This is a genomic window from Bradyrhizobium pachyrhizi (genome assembly GCF_001189245.1).
GTDB lineage: Bacteria > Pseudomonadota > Alphaproteobacteria > Rhizobiales > Xanthobacteraceae > Bradyrhizobium > Bradyrhizobium pachyrhizi.
The window spans coordinates 268240-287966 of record NZ_LFIQ01000117.1 but is presented as its reverse complement, the minus strand read 5'-3'; the positions used below and the strand labels follow the sequence as shown (position 1 = coordinate 287966).

Genomic DNA, 19727 nt, shown 5'->3' with positions numbered 1-19727 from the left:
GCTAGCCATGGCGCGCGGCCCGGTTGCCGGTCATCAGCAGGGTTCGTCGGGCTCCCTCGAGCTTGACGCAGGTCAGGCGGCCGGTCGCATAGGCGCCGGTGTCGACATTGATGCGGTTGCGCAGTAGCTCGGCCTCATGCACCGGCGTGTGGCCGTGGACCACGACCTTGCCGAAATCATCTTCCGAGATCAGGAAGTCGTCGCGGATCCAGAGCAGATCCTCCTTGCGCTGTTGGTTAAGTGCGACGCCGGGCCTGACGCCGGCATGGACGAAGAAGTAGCGTTTGTGCACATAACAGAGCGGCAGCGAGCGCAGGAAGGCGAGATGGGCGGGCGGCATCTGGCGGATCAATTGCCGGGCGAGCGCCCTGCGTTCGGAAGCGTCGGGATTAGGCGAGGGCGTCAGTCCGTAGGACATCAGCGTTTGCAAGCCGCCGAACTGCCGCCATTGCGCGAGCATGTCGGGATTGACGAGAAACTCCAGCAGGCAGGCCTCGTGATTGCCGAGCAGGCAGACCATGCTGCGGGTGCGGCGGCGTTGATCGAGCATGGCGATGACATCGCGCGAATCCGGTCCGCGATCGATATAGTCGCCGAGGAACACCTGGATCGGTCGCGCCGGCCGGAACCGACGGATGTCGGCATCGATGCGGGCGCAGATCTCGTGCAGCAGGTCGGCATGACCGTGGATATCGCCGACGGCGTAGATGCAGGTCTCGTCGCCCTCATGTTCGAGATCGCCGGTCTGGCCGACAAGACGCTGGAGGAAGCTGCGCATCTGGCGTCTAGCCCGCCTGCAACCGAGAACGGCTGATCCGCTGTGCCAGTCCTGTTCCGATCACGGCTCCCAACACGATCACTCCGGGCAGCGCCGGCAATTCCGGCAAGGTGAAGCTGGCTAGCAGCAGCGTCAGCAGGACGGCTGCTGCCGATGCAGGGTAGGACCAGTCGCGGCCGCGATTGCGCGCACCGGCCGTGAACGCTGCGATGCCGACGATGATAGCCGCGGCTAAAGTCCAGAACATGGCGGAACCGAACTGGGCGATCAAGGCCGCCGCGCTCGTCGCAACCACGGGGCGCGTGGTGGCGCCCTGCCAGTCCATATAGGTCGACGCCAGTGTTGCCGTGGTGCCGGCGCCGCTGCCGAGCGCGGGCAGGTCGGCGAGCAGATTGTGGGTCGATTGCACGAACTCGGACGGTGCATGAACAAAGGCGACCGCAAGCGGTACGTCGGGATGACGGTTGCCGATCGCCGTCGCCAGGGCGATCAGCGCGATCGCTGTCGCAGCAGCAGCGCTGCTCCAGCGGTGCAGATGAAGTTTCCGCGCGGCGAAGGTCATCAGGACGAGGGCGATGCCCGCGGCGATCGCGATCGCGGCGCCGCGCCGCCCAACCCAGCAGGCGCTGGCGGCGCAGAGCAGCGCGCCGGCGGCGAGCAGCCAGCGCAGCCGTGTCAATTGGGCTGCGGTGCGGCCATCGGCGTGTCCACCGACGTCGAGCGCGCGCGCAACACTGAGCGGAACGCCAACGAGAACGACGACCAGGAATCCGTTTGCCGTCTCATCGCGCGCAGCGCCAGGCCAGATTTTGACCGGATCGCTTGATAGCAGCAGGATCAGGGCTGCGACGGCCGCCGTTGCTGCAATGGCGCGGGCCACCATATCGGCGCGGCGGGCGTCGATCGCGATCGCGGCGGCGGTGATCATGACCGACATGAGTGACAGCCAGATCAGCAGCGCGCCGAGGCTTGCGCCGGTGTCGATCGTGATACTGTTGCTGAGCTGTGCTCCCAGCGTTTCGCCGGCGAACTTCCACACCGGATGCGCCAGGGCCGCCAGGGGAAGCATCTGCAGGACGATCCAGAGCACCGGCAGAAGCGCCGCCGCAACAGCGGGGCCAACGACCGACTTCAGGAACGACAGCTCGCCTGGACGGATCGCCACGAGGCTTGCGAGCAGCCCGAGCGACGTCGCCGCGCCGACGAGACCCTTCGCGAGCGATGCGTCGATGAGACCGAGCGGAAGCGACGTCCCGATCAAGATGCAGATGAAGGCCGTGACGTTCCACACGAGAGGGGGAGGTCCTGCAGAGGATGAGACGCAAGGCAGCGGGATGCCCCGGGCCTGCCGCGACGTCAACGGAAATCGGGCACGCCAAAAGGGGGCAGTGTTATGCCCTGCTATTGCGAACGGCGCAGGGCGAGACGTGGCGTCGAGGTGCGAGACCAGAACAGCGGCGCGAAGGTGCTTGCCAGATATCCGACTTGCAGCGCTACGATCGCAGCGATCATGAGCAGCGCGGTTTCCGACCACGACAGGCGCGCGACTCCGATGGCGGCCAGAAGCGCGAGTTCCGCGAGCGCCACCGGCGCCAGCACCAGACAGTGCTGGCGCAGCCCGAGAACGGTGCCGCCGATCAAATTGCCAAGGAAAACAAATAACATAACCAAACCCTGCGCCCCCAAGATATCGGGCCGGGCCTAAGCCGGGGTTAACCCGCACGTCGCAGAGCCGCCGGCGCGGTGCCGGCCGGCGCTCGAATGGCCTGTGGTTTTGTTAGTCGATTAACATTCAGAACGGGCGCAGATCGCCGTAACTATAGGCAGCCCAATAATCGCGGCCGCCATACGGTCCATAGGCGCCGTAGAGCGGCGCGCAAGAGTAGCGATCGGGACAGCCGTGCCAGCAGACCCGCTTCCACTGGCAGACGTCGCCACGACAATATTGCAGCCGCTGACAATTGCCGCTGACCCGTTGCACGGTGCGCGGCGCTGGGGAAACGCTTAGTTCTGCGGCAGAAACGGCGGAGCCGCCGAGGGCGTCTATCAGCGGCAAGGCGACCATTCCCAACGCGATCGCGGGTAGCTTCCTGCGGGCCATCGAACCCTCAATTGGTTAACTCAAACCATCTCATTCACAGATAACGGGGAGATTGGACGAAAGCAAAGCCGGAGTGACGGCGCGCGGGGCATTGTCTCACCGCGGTGCGCCGGTGTCGCCGAATTGCCTCACCTCGTTAACATTATTTATCAATTGCATCGCAATATATCGCGTAACCTTGTGATTGTGATAGTCGGCGTGTTACGGCACGGCCGGAGCATTTAAATGTCGCGTGCGAATTTCATTCGGGTAATGTTATTGCTTGCGGCCGCCTGTTGTGTCAGCGGTTGCCATTACATGCCGACCAACGGTCCGACGAGCTCCGATGTCGTGGCCGGGCAGCGCGATCCTGAAAGCCTGCCCTATGCGATGGTCAGGATCACACCGCAGATCGAGAATGTGCTGGCATCATTCGCGCCGCAGCTCGCCGGCGGCATCCAGGGCCCGCCGCCGAAGGACATCCGCTTCGGCATCGGCGACGTCGTCAGCGTCACGATCTTCGAGGCCGCCGCCGGCGGTCTGTTCATTCCGGTCGAGGCCGGCGTGCGTCCCGGCAACTACATCACGTTGCCGAACCAGAACGTCGATACCGACGGCAACATCTCGGTGCCCTATGCCGGCGCGATCCGCGCCAAGAACCGCACGCCGACCGAAGTGCAGCGCTCGATCGTCGATGCGCTGAAGAACCGCGCGATCGAGCCGCAGGCCGTGGTCGCCCTGATCGAGCAGCGCACCTCGCTGATCTCCGTGCTCGGCGAGGTCAATTCGCCGAATCGCTTCCCCGCCAACGCCGCGGGTGAGCACGTGCTCGACGCCATCACGCGCGCCGGCGGCCCGAAAGGGCAGGGTTTTGACACATGGGTCATGCTAGAGCGCGACGGCAAGCGCACCACGGTGCCGTTCGGCCAGCTGGTCTACGAGCCCAAGAGCAACATCTACGCTCATCCCGGTGACACCATTTATGTCTACCGCGAGCCGCAGACCTTCGTCGCCTTCGGCGCCTCGGGCGCGCAGGGCCAGTTCAATTTTGAGGCCTGGCGCATCTCGCTCGCCGAAGCCGTCGCCAAGGCGGGCGGCCTGAACGACTCCTCGGCCGATCCGGCCTCGGTGTTCGTCTATCGCGGCGAATTGCCGGAAGTGGCCGCCAAGCTTGGCGTCGACGTCAGCAAATATTCAGGGCCGATCATCCCGGTCGTCTACAACATCAATTTCCGCGATCCGGCCGGTTATTTCCTGGCTACGCGTTTCCAGTTGCGCAACAAGGACGTGCTCTATGCGTCGAACGCGGCATCCGTCGAGGACGCCAAGGTGATGCAGCAGATCCGCCTCGTGACCGCAACGGTGAACGATCCGATCGTGGCCGCCTACAACGCAACCTTACTTCGTAATTCGATCAAGCTTGCGCCCTGATACTGGGGCGTGAGCCGGCACGGCCGGCTTCATGACACGTTTGCGATTAGCTTCCGGCTCAAGCGAGGCGATGCCGTGGCCGGTGCGCTGGTCATCGTGGCTGTTCTGCGCCGTCGTCGCTTTGGCGCCGCTGCCACTCGGCTCGGTCGGTACAGTTGCGCCCGCGATCTGGTCGATCCTGCTCGGGATTGCACTGCTCGGGGTGTTGCCGATGCGCCTGCGCGGCAGTCAGCTCGCGATCCTCGCCGTGACAGTGCTGTTGACGGCGCTTGCCATGCTGGTGCTGCACGAACAGTCCGCGCTCCGGCCCTGGTCGGGTGTGGCGCCGAACGCGTTATGGGCGCAGGCCGGCAAATTGCTGCCTGCCGAGCTGCCGCCGGCCGTGTCGATCGCGCGCGGTCAGCCGTTCTATTCGATCGGCGTCGGAATCGTTTGCCTGCTCAGCTTCGCCATCGGCGTCGTGCTCGGTGCCAACCGCGGACTGGCCCGCGGGTTGTTGCGGGCGGTGGCCGTGGCCGGCCTGGTCTATGCGATCTGCGGCATCATCACTTTCGCGATCGATCCCACCCGGATCTACCTGCTGCATGAGAAGCAGGCGCACCTGGCGTGGCTGACATCTCCCTTCGTCAATCGCAACACGGCCGGCATCTATTACGGTTGCTGCGCGCTGATCTGGCTGTTGTTCGGCTGCGAACTGATCGAGCGGCTTTGGCCGCCGCGCCGTGCCGGCCTGTCACGGCTGATCGCGCGCCTCGATATGCCGGCGCGGCGCCGGCTCGCCGGCCATGCGTTCGGCTGGCTCACTTGCCTGCTGGCGATGTTTCTGACCGGCTCGCGCGGCGGCGTCGGGATCTCGCTGCTCGCTGCGGTCGCGGCTGCCGCGATCTTCTTTCGCAACCGGGTGCCGCGCCGCTACGGCATGATCGTGGCGCTCGGGGTCGGCAGCCTGGTCGCGCTGGCACTGCTGCAGCTTCTCGGCGGCGGTGTCGGCACGCGCTTCAGCACGATGGGCCTGTCGGATGAGGGACGGTTCTCGACCTATCGCGCAACGTTGCGGATGATCTGGGATCACCCGTGGTTCGGCGATGGTTTCGGGACCTTCGAATGGGTCTATCCGGCCTATCGCACCGACGACATCTCGCTGCGCGGGACCTGGAACCGGGCGCACAACAGCTGGCTCGAACTGGCGTCCGACGGCGGAATGTTAATGGCCGGCGCCGCCATGATCGCGCTGCTCGCAGCGTTCGGCGTGCTCGCGCATGGCGTGCGGACACGTCGCCGCGACGTGATCGTGCCGCTCGCGGCGCTCTGCGCGTCGGCCGCCGGCGCGCTTCATTCGTTGATCGATTTCTCGCTCCAGATCACCGGATATGCCGTTGTAATCGCGGCCTTGCTCGGGGCGGGCCTGTCGCAATCCTTCCGCTCGGGCAGGGGCGGCGGCGGCTCCGACCGTGACGCCCGTGTGACGGTCGGGCGGCCGGTTAACGCTGATTTCGCGCGCCAACGCCCGGCCGCGGCTGGCGAGGCTATTTAATTGGCGCGATAACTGTGACTATGCTAACGAACTGTTAGTATTCGTTAGGGAGATAGCTGTGTTCACATTTGAGCGATCCGGCGGCTTTTCCGCTCCGCGCCTGACGATGTTGGTGGTGATGTTGGCGCTCGCGATGCCCGGTGGCGCGGCGCTGGCGGAAACTCCTGGCGGGCTGATCCAACTGTCCCAGGCGGTCGCCAATTTCAAGGCCAGCCCGGAGCAACTGCTGACCCAATATCCGAATGCGGGCGTAGAATTGACCTCGCGGGCGCGCGACTTCGCCCTCAACGATCCGACATCGCTCGATCCGTTGATTGCGCTGCTCGCCAAGGCAAGCAAGGACCAGAAGACGGCGATCGCCGCCGGCCTCGCCCAGGCCGCGCGCATCGTGGTCCGCAGCAACCAGCCCTACGCGACGCGCATCCAGCAGGCGATTGCCGACACCAAGGATCTCGACACCGTGATGGCGTTTGCCGCTGCGTCGGGTGACAGCGGCACCGCCGCAACCGGCGCCGGCGGCGCGGGCAGCGCCGGTGCATCCGGCGGCCAGACCAGCGCGCTGGTCGCCAGCGGCGCCGGCGGCGGCACGCTCGAGGCCATCGACGGCAACAGCGTGAACACCGGCATCTTCAGCTTCACCTCGTCGGTCAGCAGTTCTGGCAGCACGACGACCGGTACGGCCACGGGCACCGGCACCACCCTCATTTCGACAGTCACCCCCTGAGCGGACGTCCGATCGCCAATGGAGAACTTTCTGCAGCAACGCGCTTCGGTGTCGGCGGCGGGACGCTTCCCAGGATCATTGGAGGGCGCGAGGGCAGGATCCATCCTGCCGGCGCGGCGATAGGACGAAATGCTTCAGCGCAACCAGATTTCGCCGTCTGTCGATCTGAGAAATCGTCCGGCCGAACTGCCGTCGCTGGCGGAAACCTTCGACGCCTTCGTCACCTATCTGCTCCGGCAATACTGGGTCATCCTCGGGACCGCCGCGCTCTGCCTGTTCGGCGGCATCTGCTATCTGATGACGGCGGCGCCGAGCTATACGGCGCTTGCCACGATGATCATCGACACGCGCAAATTCCAGGCCTTCCAGCAGCAATCGCCGGTGAGCGAGGCCCCGGTCGATTCCGCCGCGGTCGAGAGCCAGGTCGAAATCCTGAAGTCGGAGAATGTGGCGCTCGCGGTGATCCGCGACCTCAAGCTCAACGAGGATCCGGAATTCGTCGGCTCGCGGGCCGGCGCGGTAGGAGCCGTGCTCGATTTCGTGTCCGGCCTGCTCGCCGGCGGTGCGCCGCCCACCGAGTTCGACCGGACCCGGCGCGCGGTCCGCACGTTCCAGAAGCAGCTCGATGTCCGCCGCCGCGGCATGACCTATGTGATCGAGGTCAGCTTCCGCTCGCTCGATCCCGAGCGCGCGGCGCAGATCGCCAACGCCGTCGCCGACGCCTACATCGTCGACCAGCTCGATTCCAAGTATCAGGCGACGCGTCGCGCCAGCGTCTGGCTGCAGGACCGCATCCAGGAGCTGCGCACGCAGGCATCCAACGCCGAGCGCGCGGTGCTCGACTACAAGAAGACCAACAACATCGTCACCTCCAGCGGCAAGCTGCTCAACGAGCAGCAGCTCGGCGAGCTCAACACCCAGCTGCTCCACGTGAAGTCGCAGGTCACCGACGCCAAGGCCAAGCTCGACCGCATCGAGGCGGTGGTGAAGGGGGGCGTCCCCGATGCGACGGTGGCCGATACCCTGAACAACCAGGTCATCACCAAGCTGCGCTCGCAATATCTCGAGCTGGCCAACCGCGAGGCCGACTGGTCGTCGCGCTACGGCTACAATCACTTGGCCGCCGTCAACCTGCGCAACCAGATGCGCGAGATCCAGTCGTCGATTGTGGACGAGCTGAAGCGGCTCGCCGAAAGCTACAAGAGCGACTATGCGATCGCCCTGCAGCGCCAAAACGAGATCGAGCGCGCCGTGAATGACTCGGTGTCGCAGTCGCAGTCGACCAACCAGGCGCAGGTCACGCTGCGCGAGCTCGAGAGCTCTGCGCAGACCTATCGCTCGCTCTACGACAATTTCTTGCAGCGCTACATGGAAAACGTGCAGCAGCAGTCGTTCCCGGTCAGCGAGGCGCGGGTGATCACCCGTGCCTCGCGTCCGCTCAGCAAGAGCCATCCGCAGACCTTGGTCGTGCTCGCGCTCTCGGCGCTCGGCGGCCTGATCGCCGGGCTCGGGCTCGGCGTGTTGCGCGACCTTTATGACCGGGTGTTCCGCACCGCTGAAATGGTCGAGACGATCCTCGAGGCCGACTGCGTCGCCATCGTTCCCCGCGTCTCGCCGGGCCAGATCAAGGCGCCGGTCGCCGGTCGTCCCAATCTGCCGATCGGTCCGCGCACGATCCGGCGCGGCGACGAGCCGGTGCTGTGGGCGGCGATCGATTCGCCATTCTCGCGGTTCTCGGAAGCGATCCGCTCGATCAAGGTCAATGCCGACCTCAACGTCACCAAGCCGTCAAAGATCCTCGGGCTGACCTCGGCGCTGCCCAACGAGGGCAAGTCGACGCTGGCCTTCGTATTTGCGCAACTGGTTGCCCAGAGCGGGGCCCGCGTGCTCCTGATCGATTGCGATCTGCGCAATCCCTCGCTCAGCCGCAAGGTCGCCGCGACTGCCGAGCGCGGCATCCTCGACGTGCTGTCGAACAATGCGACATTGCAGGACACGCTATGGCGCGATCCCGAGACCGGCCTCGCCTTCCTGCCTGGGGCCACGCGATCGCGCATCGCCCATTCGCACGACGTACTGGCCTCCGATCAGATGAGGGATTTCATCGACGGGGCCCGCAGCCATTATGACTACGTGATCGTCGATTTCCCGCCGCTCACGCCGGTAGTCGATGTCCGCATCACCGCCCACTTCGTCGATTCCTTCGTCTTCATCGTGGAATGGGGCAAGACCCAGGTGCAGGTGGTCGAGCGCGCGTTGCGCAGTGCGCGAGCGGTCAACGAGAACCTGCTCGGCGTCGTGCTCAACAAGGCCGATATCGCCGCGATGAGCCGCTATAGCGGCTATGGCGGCAAGAACTACTATTACAACTCGCATTATGGGCGATATGGCTACACCGAGTGAGACGCACGGCGGGATGCCTGGGCGCGCAGCCGCCTGGCTTGCGCGCGGCGTGCTGGCCGCGGTCGCGTGCTCGTCCGTCGCCTGGGGCACGACCACCTTGCCGGCCCTTGTCGACCAGACCCGGCTCGACGGCGCAAAGGACCTGATCCTTCGCAACGTACCGGTCAGCGACGCCGAGCTCGACGACCTCGGTCCGCTGCTGTCGCGCGCCGTGGCGGAGAAGGATTGCATGCCGGCCATCGATCGCAGCGTGGCGGTGATCCGGCTGCGGCTCGCCGAGAACGCGCTCGCATCCGGCGCGCAGGTCGACGCCCGGATGGGCGAGCTTGACGAAGCGGTCCGCAAATCGCTCGGCTGCGCGCCGGCCGATCCTTATCTTTGGCTCGTGCTGTTCTGGCTTCGCAATATTCGGCAGGGCTTGAGCGACGCCAATTTCGACCTGCTGCGGATGTCGTACCGGCTCGGACCCAATGAGGGCTGGATCGTGGTCAAGCGCAGCGCGATGGCGCTCGCAATGTTCGACGCGCTGCCGCCTGACCTTTCGTCCGACGTGGTCGCTGAGTTCGCGCGTCTCGTGAAGACCGAACTGTACACCGAGGCAATCGATCTCCTGAAGGGACCGGGCTGGGCGCACCGTGACAAGCTGCTGGCCGGCCTCGCAGCTGTCCCGCAACGGAACGTCGATATCCTGACCCGCACCATGGCCGACATTGGATACGATCTCGATCGCCGCTCGCCGGCGGAACGGCGCATTTGGCAGCACAAATCGAACGACCGCCTCGACGAGCCTGCCCGAATGCCGCCGGAGGCGAGTGCTAGGCCATGACGATGGAATTCAGCGTCGGACAGCACAACGCGCACTACGAGGGCCTCTATTCGGCGCAGGAACGCGACTGGCGCCGCGTCTGCGCGGTCGACAAGGCCGATCATATCGCCGGCTTGCTCGGCGCAGCCGTCGCGAAGGTCGGCAATGTGCTCGAGGTCGGCTGCGGCACCGGCGCCGTGCTGGCGCGGCTGTCGGCGATCGGCATCGGCCGTGACTTCACCGGCATCGACGTGATCGATCCCGCGACCAACCTGGAGATCGGCGGCGCCGCTTCAGCCCCGTTTCGCTGGTCCAGCTATGACGGCGCGACGATCCCGTTCGCCGACGGATCGTTCGACCTCGTCTATGCCAGCCACGTCCTGGAGCACGTGCCTGAACCGCGCGCATTCCTGCACGAGCTCGCCCGGGTCGCGCGGACCTTCGTCTATGTCGAGGTGCCGTGCGAGCTGCATGCGCGGACCAATCGCCGGGCGTTGCAATCGACGCTCGACATCGGCCATATCAATTTCTACACGCCCGACACGTTCCGCCTGGTGCTGGAGACGGCGGGGCTCCATGTCACGGGCTTCGGCACCTATGACCACAGCCTGCCGGTTCACGCGTTCCATTCGTCGCGGGTGAGGGGGCTCGCCAAAAGCATTGTGCGGAAGTCGCTGTTGTCGGTCGGCCCGGCGTTCGCGACCCGGCTTGCGACCTATCATTGCGGGGCGCTCTGCCGGCGCGACGAGGCGCAGGCGCTGCCGCGGGATCGGTAAACCATGGCGCCGCGCGTGGTCGTCTTCAACAACATGATCACACCGTACACCAACCGTCTCTACAACGAGCTGGCCAGCCGAGGGCTGGATCTTGCCGTGCTGTCCTGTACACCGCAGGAGGCCGATCGCTCGTGGGCCGGCTCGTTCACGCCGCGCTACGTCACGCGCACGGTGCCGGGTGTATCGATCCCGCTGTCGCGGTCGCGTCACACCCATGTCAATATCGGGATCGGGCGCGCCTTGAATGCGCTCGCGCCCGACCTGCTGTTCGTCAACGGTCTCTACCCCTCGATGTTGGCCGGCGCGGCATGGGCGCGCGCCAACGGCAAGGCGCTCGCGCTGACGATCGACGGCTGGCGCGAGACCATGCCCAACACCGCCTATCACCGTCTGGTGCGGCCCTGGCTGCTGCGCCAGTGCGGCGCGGTGGTGTGTTGCAGCGACAAGGGCAGGGCGTATTTCCGCGGCGAAGGCGTGCGCGCCGACGATCTGTTCGTGGTGCCGTTGGTGCCGGCATGGGATCCGCCGGCGGTCGTGCCGGCATTGGACGACCGTCCATTTCATCTGCTCTGGTGCGCCCGCCTCAATGACGACGCCAAGAACGCCATCTTCTTCGAGAACGTCGCGATTGCGCTTGGTGGGATCGTGCCAGGGCTGAAGGTGCGTGTGGTCGGGTCCGGCGCCGCCGAACGGCGCATGCTGGCGCGGCTCGGCGGTGCCGGCATCGACGTCTGCCATGACAGCTACCTGCCGTGGCAGGCGATATCGGACGCTTTTCTGCAGTCGCGGCTGCTGCTGCTGCCCTCATTGCTGGAACCGTGGGGCCTGGTGTGCAACGAGGCCCTGCAGTGCGGTGTTCCCTGCCTGGTGTCGCCCCATGTCGGGGCAGGCGGCGAGTTGGTCCGTGACCAGGATAACGGCTATGTTTGCGCGCTCGATGAACAGATTTGGGTGGAGGCGGCGCGCGGCTTGCTCGAACATCCCGCGCGCTGGGAGGCGATGTCGCGACAGGCCCGGCAGAGCGTGCGACGCGACGCGCTTGCCGACGCCGCGGCGCGCTTCACGGCCGCGGTCGATCATCTCTTGAGGGCGCCGGCCCGGCAGGAGGCCGTGCAATGATCGGCAGATGGTGGCTGCGAACCGATCTCTTTCTGCACGCCTATCTGGTCATGGTGCTCGGCTGCATCTATTTCCTGTTCAATTTCATCGAGGGCATCTCGTTCGCGGAAAGGGCCGGGGAATCCACGCTGTTCCGCGGCGCATGGCTGCTGCTCTACATCCTCTTGATGCTGCACATTGCGATCGATCGGAATCGCTTCGGCCTGCTGATGCTGCAGTCGCATCTCTATCTGACGTTCATCGCCTTCGCTCTGGTATCACTGGCGCTGAGCGCCGACCCCGCCGGCTCGTCGATCAAGTTCGCGATGTATGTCCTGACCACGATGTTCTCGGCATGGGTCGTGATCAGCTGCCCGGTCGATCGCCTCGTCGATACGCTGTTCCGGATCGGGATCGTGGTGCTGATCGTTCACGTCCTGCTGTTTCCGGTGATCGGCTCGCAATGGGATTACGACCCGCTGCACCGGCCGACGGTGCTCGGAACCCAGGCCTATGCCGGCGTGTTCGGCCACAAGAACCTCGCGGGCGCTTTCTTCGGTCTCATGGTGCTGATCTGCTTCGTGCGCATGCTGGCAGGACCGCGGCGCCAGTTCGGCTGGACGCTGCTGCTGATGGGATGTCATCTGTTTGCGCTCGCCGCGGCCGGCGCCGCAGGTCCGCTGATCAGCATGTTGACGGCGCTTGCCGTGACCTTCGGGCTCGTGCTCGTGGTGCTCGGGCACAGGGGGGCTGCCTCGATCTACTGGCTTGGCCTTGCTCTTGTTGCGCTCGTCGTGTTCGCCCTGCCGAGCGACGAGTTGTATGGGCTGGTCGGCCGCAGCGGAAACCTGACCGGCCGCTCGTTCCTCTGGTCGGTCTGGCCGCACTTCTTCTGGCAGCACCCTTGGCTCGGCTACGGGTTTTCGGGATTCTTCAACGAACTGCCGAACTCGCCGGTGAACGAGTTGACGAGCATGGCTCCGTGGAACACCGAGTTCGGCTCGTTCGAGAACTCCTATCTCGACGCCTTTCTCCAGTTCGGCCTGCTCGGCGGTGCGCTCTATATGCTGCTGCTGGCGCGCGCGTTGTGGAACACGATCGTCTTTGCGTTCGAGCGGACAGGGATGTACTGGCTGGCACCATTCGCGATGCTGCTGTTCGTCGTGATCGCGTCGGCCAATGACTCCAGCCAGCTGCTGCACAACTATTTCGGCTGCGTGCTGGTGTTCTGGTGCTATTTCGGCCCGGAGGCCAGGCTGCAAATGGCGCCGCGGCGGACTTTCAACAGATTGCGGGTGAGTGAGGCGTGAGTGCGTTGACCGACAGGCTGGACCGGGTGGCGGCTCAGACCCGGGTCGCCGGTGCCGTGAGCGGATTGCTCCGCCGGCTGCGGCGCGCCGGGGGCAATGTCGCGCTCGGCCTGATCGATCAGGCGCTGCTGAGCGGCTCCGCCTTCGTGCTGACGATCGTGCTCGCCAATGTGCTCGATATCAATTCCTTCGGCAGGTTCAGCGTCGCCTGGTCGCTCTCGATCCTGATCGAGGCGGTGTTTCTGCGCGGTCTGTTCGACGACGGCTTGCCGGCGACTGCGCACCGGATCCCGAAATCCCTATGGCCGCAACTGCGGCTCGGCCTCTATCTGTCGTCGCTGCTCGTCGCGGGTGCGCTCGGCCTGCTGCTGGTGAGTGCGGGCCTTATGATCGTCGCCGTCGGAGGGGACGCCGGCGGGCTCGTGATCGCAACCGGGCTTGCGATCCCGGCGGTTCGGCTGCAGAGCATGTTCCGTCGGATCTGCTATCTCGACGGTAGACTGCCGCGCGCGCTGGTGTCCTCGCTGACCTATTGCGTGGCGCTGGTCGTCTCGGCCGGGCTGATGATCGCCCTCAAGCTCACCGGCGCCGCCGCGGCGATGGCGTGCATCGCGATCTCGGCCGCGCTCGCCGGCAGCCTGCTGCCGGCCCACACCAGCGAGCTGGCCTGGCCGCAAGCCAGAATCTTCCGCGGCTCGCTGCGGCGGCTGTTTCGGAACGGGCGCTGGTTCGTCGCGACCTCGCTCACCTACTGGATCGGCAGCATCGGGCTGATCCCGGTGTGCGGCTTCCTGATCGGGCTGGACGCGAGCGCGTCGCTGCGGATCCTGCTGTTGGTGTTCGCACCGCTCAGCCAGTTCTGCGCGACGATGTTCTCGGTTCGCCTGCCGGAAATCGCGGCCGAACTGCGCGTCGGCCGGCGCAGCGGTGTCGCCGCTGCCGCGCGCGAAAATGCCCTGCTGCTCGGGTCGATCGCCGCCGCCTATGGCGCGGTGGTCGTGCTGCTCGGGCAGCGCATTCTCGCGCTTGTCATCCACGGACAGAGCTATGAGATCGGCACCGGCAGCCTCACCTTGATGGGAGCTGCGATGGCGCTCGACGCGGTGTGGCTCGGCCTCGCGCTGCCGCTGTTTGCGACCGGCAAGCCGCAGCGATTCATGCTGAGCCGGATTGCCGGCCTCGTCGCGTTGTGCTGCGTCCTGCCATTCGCGGCCGAGGCCTGGCAGGTGATGGGCGCGATCGCGGCGATGGTGGCCTCCAGCGCGGCGTCGGTGATCACGGTTGTGTTGACCAATTCGGCGCGGGAGCGGACATGACCGGCGACGCGCGCGGCGGCTCGCTCGAAAAGCTGCATATCGGCGCCTTCAATTGCGGCATCGCGGGCTGGATCAATACCGACATCACGATGCACCTGTGGATCGCGCGGATTCCGTTCGCGGCGAAATCGCTGCATCTCGCTGGCCTCCTCAGCGATGCCCGCTATGCCGAGCATCGCCAGGGCAAGTTTGCCGGGCTCCGCCACATGAACCTGACCAGGCCGCTGCCGTTCACGGACGGCAGCCTCTCGGCGGTGTTCAGCGCGCACGTCTTCGAGCACCTGTTTCCCGACGAGATCGAGCGGCTGGCGCGCGAGATCGCGCGGGTGCTGGCGCCTGGCGGGGTATGTCGCATCGTCGTCCCCGACATGGAGCGGATCGTCGCGCTCTACGATCCGGCGGCGCCGCAGGCTTTCCTCAAGGGCGTATTCGAGATCGATCGCCGCAAGGAGGCCGCCTTCGCGCATCACTGGGGCTTTACCCGCGCCTCGCTCGCCGCGCTGTTCCGCGACGCCGGCTGTTCGCAAACCCACACCCGTGCCTATCGCGAGGGCGTCTGTCCCGACATCGACCGGCTCGACAACCGGCCGGACGAGTCGATCTTCTTCGAGGCCATCAAGTGAGCGCGACAAGAAAATCGATGCATCGTAGCGTGAGGGATCGCGCATGCCGTGCTAGAGCGAACCGACCGGTAGCAGGAGACTGACCTTGCTGGGTGCGATTCAAGCCCGATTTTCCAATGCAGCGCGCCAGCGGCGCGGCGAATTCCTCGTCCGCACCGTAAACCTGCCGCTCGATGCGAAAATCCTCGATCTTGGCGGCGGCACCGGCCGGCACATTCGCGCGATCCTGCCGCGCCATACCGACATCACGGTCTGCGACATCTCGACCGACGATCTCAAGGCCGCGCGCGAGCGCTTCGGCTTCAAGACGGTCCTGCTGCGGGAGACCGAGCGCTTGCCGTTCGACGATCAGGCGTTCGACTTCTGCTTCTGCTCGTCGGTGATCGAGCATGTCACCGGGCCGAAGCAGGATGTCGTCACGATCGAGGACGGAGCGGCGTTTCAGAGCATCGCGCGCGAGCATCAGAACCGTTTTGCGGGCGAGATCTCGCGGGTCGCAAAGTCCTTCTACGTGCAGACGCCGTACCGGTACTTTCCGATCGAAAGCCATACCTGGCTGCCGGGCATCATCGTCCTGCTGCCGAGGCGGCTGCAGATCGCGCTGATCGAGCGGTTCAATCGCTTCTGGTTCAAGCGCACCGCGCCCGACTGGCATCTGTTCGACTGGCGCGAGATGACCGAAACGTTTCCGGACGCGAAGATCTATCGCGAACGCTATCTTGGCATGACCAAATCGCTGATGGCGATCAAGGCGTGAGACAGCTATCCGCCTGCACGTCAGTCGTCGCGCCGGGCCAGGATGTTGATCAGCGTGCCCACTGCGGGCTGGCGATCGAGTGCCGGCGGCAGCGGGGAGCCGGCAAAGCTGCTCCCCAGCATCGTGAGGCCATGTTGTCGGAGCAGACCCTGCATGGCCGCCGGCGAGGTGTCGAATCTGGAGAATGCGAGATAGCGAAACAGCGGCCGCGCCGACACGCGTGAAGAGGCCGCATGCGCGAGCTTGTAGCTCCGTCGCAGCAGCGATCCGCGGTTGGGGATCGAGAGCAGCAACCGCCCCCCGGGCATGAGCACGCGATGCATCTCGGCGAGGCACTGCGCCACGTCGGGAACATATTCCAGCACGCTCGCGCACAGCGCGCCGTCGAAGGATCGATCGGGAAACGGCAGGCTTGCGATGGTCGGGATCTGCTGGAATGTGAGCCGCCCGGCGAGCGTGCCGTCGGCGCTGTGGCCGCGAGCCGCCGCAATCATCTCGGATGATGCGTCGACGCCGGTGACGTCGCAGCCGCGTGCGGCGAGCAGGCGGGACAGCGTTCCGGTGCCGCAACCGGCGTCGAGCCAGCGCTGTCCGTTGAGGTCCGCGTTCCCGAGCAGGCCGAACATCGCGGCCGTCCGTGCCTTGAAGGTGCGGCTCTGATGCAGCATCTCCCACCCCGACGAAATCTCGTCGTGAAAGCGGATTTCGGGTCGCTCGCGGGTCTGGCCCATGGTGGCCATGATATTCCCTACCAGTGGAAGCCGCTCACTTTGGCGCGCACCTGTTCGGGCAATCCGATCTCCGACAGTTCGAGCACGACCTGGTCGGGACGGGTCGCCGTCAGCGCCGCAACGAAGCGCGGATCGGCCGTCGTCAGCACGATAATGTCGGCCCATTCGATGGTCGCCGTCACGTCGTCGTTCAACAGGCCGACCAGCTCCGGATTGCGCATCAGGAAATCCCGGTTGGCGCCGATCAGTTGCGACAGCTGCACATTGGGGTCGTAGATCCGGATGTCGCGCCGCTCGCCGCGCAGGCTCTTCACCAGCCTCACGAAGGGACTGTCGCGGACATCGTCGGTGCCGGCCTTGAAGCTGATGCCGAGGAACGCGATGCGGCGGCCCTCATGCGACAGGATCCAGTCGGCGCCGCGCGACATGATCATGTCATTGCTCGGCAGGATGCTCTCGAGCACCGGCGTCGACAGCCCGCGGCTGTGCGCAAGGTGTTTCAGCGCCTTGACGTCCTTGGGCAGGCACGAGCCGCCGAAGGCAAAGCCCGGCCGCAAATAGGCCGGCGAGATGTTGAGCCTCGTGTCCTGCATGAAGATGTTCATGACGTCGCGCCCGTCGATGCCGAGCGTCTTCGCGATCGTGCCGATCTCGTTGGCAAAGCTGACCTTGAGCGCATGCCAACTGTTGTCGACATATTTTACCAGTTCCGCGGTCTCGACCGGCGGCGTGATCTTGGCGCCGGGCAGATCCTTGTAGAGCGCCATGACGCGGTCGGCGGTTTCCTGGTTGAAAGCGCCGACTACGGTCTTGGACGGCGCGTTGAAATCCGCAATGGCGCTGCCCTCGCGCAGGAACTCGGGATTGAAGGCGAGGTCGAAATCGCGTCCGATCCTGTTGCCGGAGGCTTCCTCGATCAGGGGGCCGACGGTGCCGCGGGTGGTGCCAGGCAGCACGGTGGAGCGGATCGTCACGGTATGCGGCGCGTTCTTGGCGCGCAGTCCGCGGCCGATCTCGATCGCGACCTGTCGGATCGCGGTCAGGTCGAGGTTGCCGTTGCCGGACGAGGGCGTGCCGACGCAGACCATCGATATGTCGCTGTTGACGATCGCTTCGGTGGCGTCGGTGGTCGCGGTCAGCTGACCGGTTGCCACCGCGCGCGCCACCTTGTCCGAGATGCCCGGCTCGACGACCGGCGATCTGCCTCCGCGGATCAGGTCGACCTTCGCAACGCTCTTGTCGACGCCGATGATCTGGTGGCCGAGCTCGGTGAAGCAGGCGGCGCAAACGGTTCCGACATAGCCGAGGCCGAAAATGCTGACGTTCATGCTTCGACCTTCAACAATCCAGGACGTGCGCGTGGCCGCGGCCGCGTCGCGTTTGACTTGAGTGAGGCGGCTGCGCGTTCAAGACGATGCCCGCCCGGCGGCTGCGTTCGCGCTGGAAGGTTGCGAGGTCGGCCGCTCGGCGGGGGCATGCGCGCGCGGTGCGCGGCTTTGCGCGGGGACCTTCCCGGCGAACAACGCCTCATAGGCCGCGAGCAGCTTCGGCTCCTCATGCGTCCACGAAAGGGCCCGCTCGACGCGGTTGCGGCCAAATGCCCCCATCGTCTGCCGCAATGACGGATCGTCGATCAACGCGATGATCTTGCTGGCGAAATCCTTCGGGTCGTTCTTCGCGGCATAGAGCGAGGCGTCGAGCGCCGAGCGGCGGCCTTCGCGAACGTCGAACTGAACGATCGGCCGTCCGAGCGCCATGTACTCCATGATCTTGTTCATGGTGGAGATGTCGTTCATCGGCGTGACGCGGTCCGGATTGACGCAGACGTCAGCGGTAGAGAGCATCGTGAACAGCGCCTCATCCGCGATGGCGCCGGTGAAGTTCACGTAGTCGGAGAGCTGCATCTCCTCGCAGAGCTTGACCACCGCATTCCACTGCGGCCCGGTGCCGGCGATGTTGAACTGGATGTCGGTGCGGCCGAGATCGTGCACGATGTGGCCGATCGACTGCAGCAAGAGATCGATGCCTTCCGACTGGCCGATCACGCCGACATAGCCGACGCTGTAGCGCCGGCCACGGCGCCAGGCCGGATCGGCCGGCCGCGAGCGCACCCGGTCGAGATTGGGGCCGGATCGCACCACGAAAACCCGGTTGGCCGGCATGCCGCCGCGCGTGATCGCGATCTCGCGGTAGGATTCGTTGGTCGCGACCGAGATGCTCGCCGTCTTGAAGGTGAGATATTCGACCAGCCGCAGCAGCTGCCAGAAGAAGTCCCTGCGGCCGAATTTTGCTTCGTAGAGCTCGGGATTGACGTCGTGATGATCGAACACGAAGCGCTTGCCGCCGAGCTTGAACAATAGGCCGATCAGGAAGATCAGGTCGGGCGGATTGCAGCCCTGGATCACGTCGAAGCCGTGCTTCCACGCCACCTTGATCGCGAGCAGCGTCTCCCAGAACAGCGCGACCGGATATTCGATCAGGTAGGCGGCGATCCCACGCGCTTCCACCGGCATCGGATGGCGATAAATGTGAATGCCCTCGAGGCATTCGTAGGATTCGTCATGGCCGCGCCCCTTCGGGCAGATCACGGAAACTTCATAGCCCGCCTTGCGCAGCGACGTTGCTTCGCACCACACCCTGCGATCGAAAGGAACCGGAAGGTTCTCGACGATGATCAGGATCCGCCGCGGTGATGGTTCAGCTCTCGACATCTGAGATGATCTATACCATTGACCTAACAACATCACAATCCGACTAACATCGGCATTAACATGCGCGGCTTCCACTATGCAATCCCGGCACCGATGTGACGGCGACGAGACAGGGACATGGCAGGCAGAGTGAGGGATTGGGGCCAAAGGGCATTGATTGCGCTGGTTTTGAGCGCGCTGCTGCCGCTGGCCTACAAATGGCCGCTGCAGTGGAATAGTTCGACGTCAAACAATGCGCTGACTGCGAGCCGCGTGAACGCGGTGATCCCTCCGACGCTTTTCGGCATGACGATCAACGCGATCGGGCAGTCACAGCCAAAGTCGCAGCCCTGGCCCGAGCTCAAATTCGACGGCGTTCGGCTGTGGGGTGCGATCTACTGGGCGCAGATCAATCCGGCGCCCGGCATCTACAATTGGGCGCGCTTCGACGCCATCCTTGCCGCGGCGGAGCGCGAGCACGTCGAGATCGTTCTCAATCTCGCCTATACGCCGCGCTGGGCCGCGTCGGTGAAGGATGCGCCGCCGGCGTTCACGCCCGGCGCAAGCTCACCGCCGGCCGACCTGGCGTCATGGGATGACTGGGTGCGCGCGGCCGTGGCGCGCGCCGCCGGCCGCATCAAATACTGGGAAATCTGGAACGAGCCCGAGGA

18 protein-coding genes and 1 pseudogene are annotated in these 19727 nt (G+C 65.3%); 12 read left to right on the top strand and 7 right to left on the bottom strand.

The genetic code is table 11. The annotated features are described in order from the left end of the window. Position 1: 1 nt before the first annotated feature. The 4 genes from AKL29_RS33130 to AKL29_RS42400 all read right to left on the bottom strand — a co-directional run bounded on the left by AKL29_RS33130 (position 2) and on the right by AKL29_RS42400 (position 2879). Positions 2 to 778 (bottom strand): metallophosphoesterase family protein, encoded by a 777-nt coding sequence (locus AKL29_RS33130; RefSeq protein WP_082190776.1) that lies wholly within the window; start codon positions 776 to 778, stop codon positions 2 to 4. Positions 779 to 785: 7 nt separating this feature from the next. After that, a complete protein-coding gene (locus AKL29_RS33125) occupies positions 786 to 2069 on the bottom strand; it encodes a hypothetical protein (protein WP_050387074.1) in 1284 nt (427 codons plus the stop codon). Positions 2070 to 2179: 110 nt separating this feature from the next. After that, positions 2180 to 2464 (bottom strand): hypothetical protein, encoded by a 285-nt coding sequence (locus AKL29_RS33120; protein ID WP_160321813.1) that lies wholly within the window; start codon positions 2462 to 2464, stop codon positions 2180 to 2182. A 106-nt stretch (positions 2465 to 2570) separates the two neighbouring features. Further along, positions 2571 to 2879, bottom strand: a complete 309-nt coding sequence (locus AKL29_RS42400) for a hypothetical protein (protein WP_152977856.1) — start codon at positions 2877 to 2879, stop codon at positions 2571 to 2573. 297 nt (positions 2880 to 3176) lie between these two features. Here AKL29_RS42400 and AKL29_RS33115 point away from each other — a divergent pair, with 297 nt between their 5' ends. The 11 genes from AKL29_RS33115 to AKL29_RS33065 all read left to right on the top strand — a co-directional run bounded on the left by AKL29_RS33115 (position 3177) and on the right by AKL29_RS33065 (position 15635). Next, positions 3177 to 4289, top strand: a complete 1113-nt coding sequence (locus tag AKL29_RS33115; RefSeq protein WP_080666916.1) for a polysaccharide biosynthesis/export family protein — start codon at positions 3177 to 3179, stop codon at positions 4287 to 4289. Between the two features lie 31 nt (positions 4290 to 4320). Next, positions 4321 to 5823, top strand: a complete 1503-nt coding sequence (locus tag AKL29_RS33110; protein WP_244482554.1) for an O-antigen ligase family protein — start codon at positions 4321 to 4323, stop codon at positions 5821 to 5823. 58 nt (positions 5824 to 5881) lie between these two features. Continuing rightward, complete coding sequence (locus AKL29_RS33105; RefSeq protein WP_244482553.1) at positions 5882 to 6547, top strand: hypothetical protein; 666 nt, start codon at positions 5882 to 5884, stop codon at positions 6545 to 6547. Positions 6548 to 6676: 129 nt separating this feature from the next. Next, positions 6677 to 8950, top strand: coding sequence for a polysaccharide biosynthesis tyrosine autokinase (locus AKL29_RS33100; protein ID WP_050387073.1), 2274 nt, complete (start codon positions 6677 to 6679; stop codon positions 8948 to 8950). A 13-nt stretch (positions 8951 to 8963) separates the two neighbouring features. Then, on the top strand, positions 8964 to 9776 hold the full coding sequence (locus AKL29_RS33095; protein ID WP_050387072.1) for a hypothetical protein: 813 nt from the start codon (positions 8964 to 8966) through the stop codon (positions 9774 to 9776). Further along, entirely contained in the window at positions 9773 to 10531 is a 759-nt protein-coding gene (locus AKL29_RS33090) for a class I SAM-dependent methyltransferase (RefSeq protein ID WP_050387071.1), read from the top strand. The genes AKL29_RS33095 and AKL29_RS33090 overlap by 4 nt, the downstream gene beginning before the upstream one ends. Positions 10532 to 10534: 3 nt before the next feature. After that, the gene (locus tag AKL29_RS33085; protein ID WP_050387070.1) at positions 10535 to 11650 is read left to right on the top strand and encodes a glycosyltransferase family 4 protein; all 1116 of its coding nucleotides are present in this window, start codon (positions 10535 to 10537) and stop codon (positions 11648 to 11650) included. Next, a complete protein-coding gene (locus tag AKL29_RS33080) occupies positions 11647 to 12939 on the top strand; it encodes an O-antigen ligase family protein (protein WP_050387069.1) in 1293 nt (430 codons plus the stop codon). The genes AKL29_RS33085 and AKL29_RS33080 overlap by 4 nt, the downstream gene beginning before the upstream one ends. After that, positions 12936 to 14255, top strand: coding sequence for an MATE family efflux transporter (locus AKL29_RS33075; RefSeq protein ID WP_050387068.1), 1320 nt, complete (start codon positions 12936 to 12938; stop codon positions 14253 to 14255). Before AKL29_RS33080 ends, AKL29_RS33075 begins: the two co-directional genes overlap by 4 nt. Then, entirely contained in the window at positions 14252 to 14878 is a 627-nt protein-coding gene (locus AKL29_RS33070) for a class I SAM-dependent methyltransferase (protein WP_028331596.1), read from the top strand. Before AKL29_RS33075 ends, AKL29_RS33070 begins: the two co-directional genes overlap by 4 nt. Positions 14879 to 14963: 85 nt before the next feature. After that, on the top strand, positions 14964 to 15635 hold the full coding sequence (locus AKL29_RS33065; protein ID WP_028331595.1) for a class I SAM-dependent methyltransferase: 672 nt from the start codon (positions 14964 to 14966) through the stop codon (positions 15633 to 15635). A gap of 20 nt (positions 15636 to 15655) precedes the next feature. Here the strand turns inward: AKL29_RS33065 and AKL29_RS33060 are convergent, their stop codons facing one another. The 3 genes from AKL29_RS33060 to AKL29_RS33050 form a co-directional block, all read right to left on the bottom strand. After that, positions 15656 to 16375, bottom strand: a complete 720-nt coding sequence (locus AKL29_RS33060) for a class I SAM-dependent methyltransferase (RefSeq protein WP_050387067.1) — start codon at positions 16373 to 16375, stop codon at positions 15656 to 15658. Positions 16376 to 16383: 8 nt separating this feature from the next. Continuing rightward, positions 16384 to 17694, bottom strand: a complete 1311-nt coding sequence (locus AKL29_RS33055) for a nucleotide sugar dehydrogenase (RefSeq protein ID WP_028331593.1) — start codon at positions 17692 to 17694, stop codon at positions 16384 to 16386. 78 nt (positions 17695 to 17772) lie between these two features. Next, positions 17773 to 19077 carry a glycosyltransferase family 4 protein gene (locus AKL29_RS33050; RefSeq protein WP_028331592.1) on the bottom strand — a complete coding sequence of 435 codons (1305 nt, stop codon included), beginning with the start codon at positions 19075 to 19077 and terminating at the stop codon, positions 17773 to 17775. 117 nt (positions 19078 to 19194) lie between these two features. On the opposite strand from AKL29_RS33050, the pseudogene AKL29_RS45935 reads away from it, so the two are divergent. Continuing rightward, positions 19195 to 19727 (top strand): annotated as a pseudogene (locus tag AKL29_RS45935) (glycosyl hydrolase); the annotation flags it as partial.

Excerpts from the sequence above, each read along its gene's own strand:
- AKL29_RS33130 (WP_082190776.1), bottom strand. The coding sequence starts at position 778 with ATGCGCAGCTTCCTCCAGCGTCTTGTCGGCCAGACCGGCGATCTCGAA.
- AKL29_RS42400 (WP_152977856.1), bottom strand. The coding sequence starts at position 2,879 with ATGGCCCGCAGGAAGCTACCCGCGATCGCGTTGGGAATGGTCGCCTTG.
- AKL29_RS33115 (WP_080666916.1), top strand. The coding sequence starts at position 3,177 with ATGCCGACCAACGGTCCGACGAGCTCCGATGTCGTGGCCGGGCAGCGC.
- AKL29_RS33110 (WP_244482554.1), top strand. The coding sequence starts at position 4,321 with ATGACACGTTTGCGATTAGCTTCCGGCTCAAGCGAGGCGATGCCGTGG.
- AKL29_RS33100 (WP_050387073.1), top strand. The coding sequence starts at position 6,677 with ATGCTTCAGCGCAACCAGATTTCGCCGTCTGTCGATCTGAGAAATCGT.
- AKL29_RS33095 (WP_050387072.1), top strand. The coding sequence starts at position 8,964 with ATGCCTGGGCGCGCAGCCGCCTGGCTTGCGCGCGGCGTGCTGGCCGCG.
- AKL29_RS33090 (WP_050387071.1), top strand. The coding sequence starts at position 9,773 with ATGACGATGGAATTCAGCGTCGGACAGCACAACGCGCACTACGAGGGC.
- AKL29_RS33085 (WP_050387070.1), top strand. The coding sequence starts at position 10,535 with ATGGCGCCGCGCGTGGTCGTCTTCAACAACATGATCACACCGTACACC.
- AKL29_RS33080 (WP_050387069.1), top strand. The coding sequence starts at position 11,647 with ATGATCGGCAGATGGTGGCTGCGAACCGATCTCTTTCTGCACGCCTAT.
- AKL29_RS33070 (WP_028331596.1), top strand. The coding sequence starts at position 14,252 with ATGACCGGCGACGCGCGCGGCGGCTCGCTCGAAAAGCTGCATATCGGC.
- AKL29_RS33060 (WP_050387067.1), bottom strand. The coding sequence starts at position 16,375 with ATGGCCACCATGGGCCAGACCCGCGAGCGACCCGAAATCCGCTTTCAC.
- AKL29_RS33055 (WP_028331593.1), bottom strand. The coding sequence starts at position 17,694 with ATGAACGTCAGCATTTTCGGCCTCGGCTATGTCGGAACCGTTTGCGCC.
- AKL29_RS33050 (WP_028331592.1), bottom strand. The coding sequence starts at position 19,077 with ATGTCGAGAGCTGAACCATCACCGCGGCGGATCCTGATCATCGTCGAG.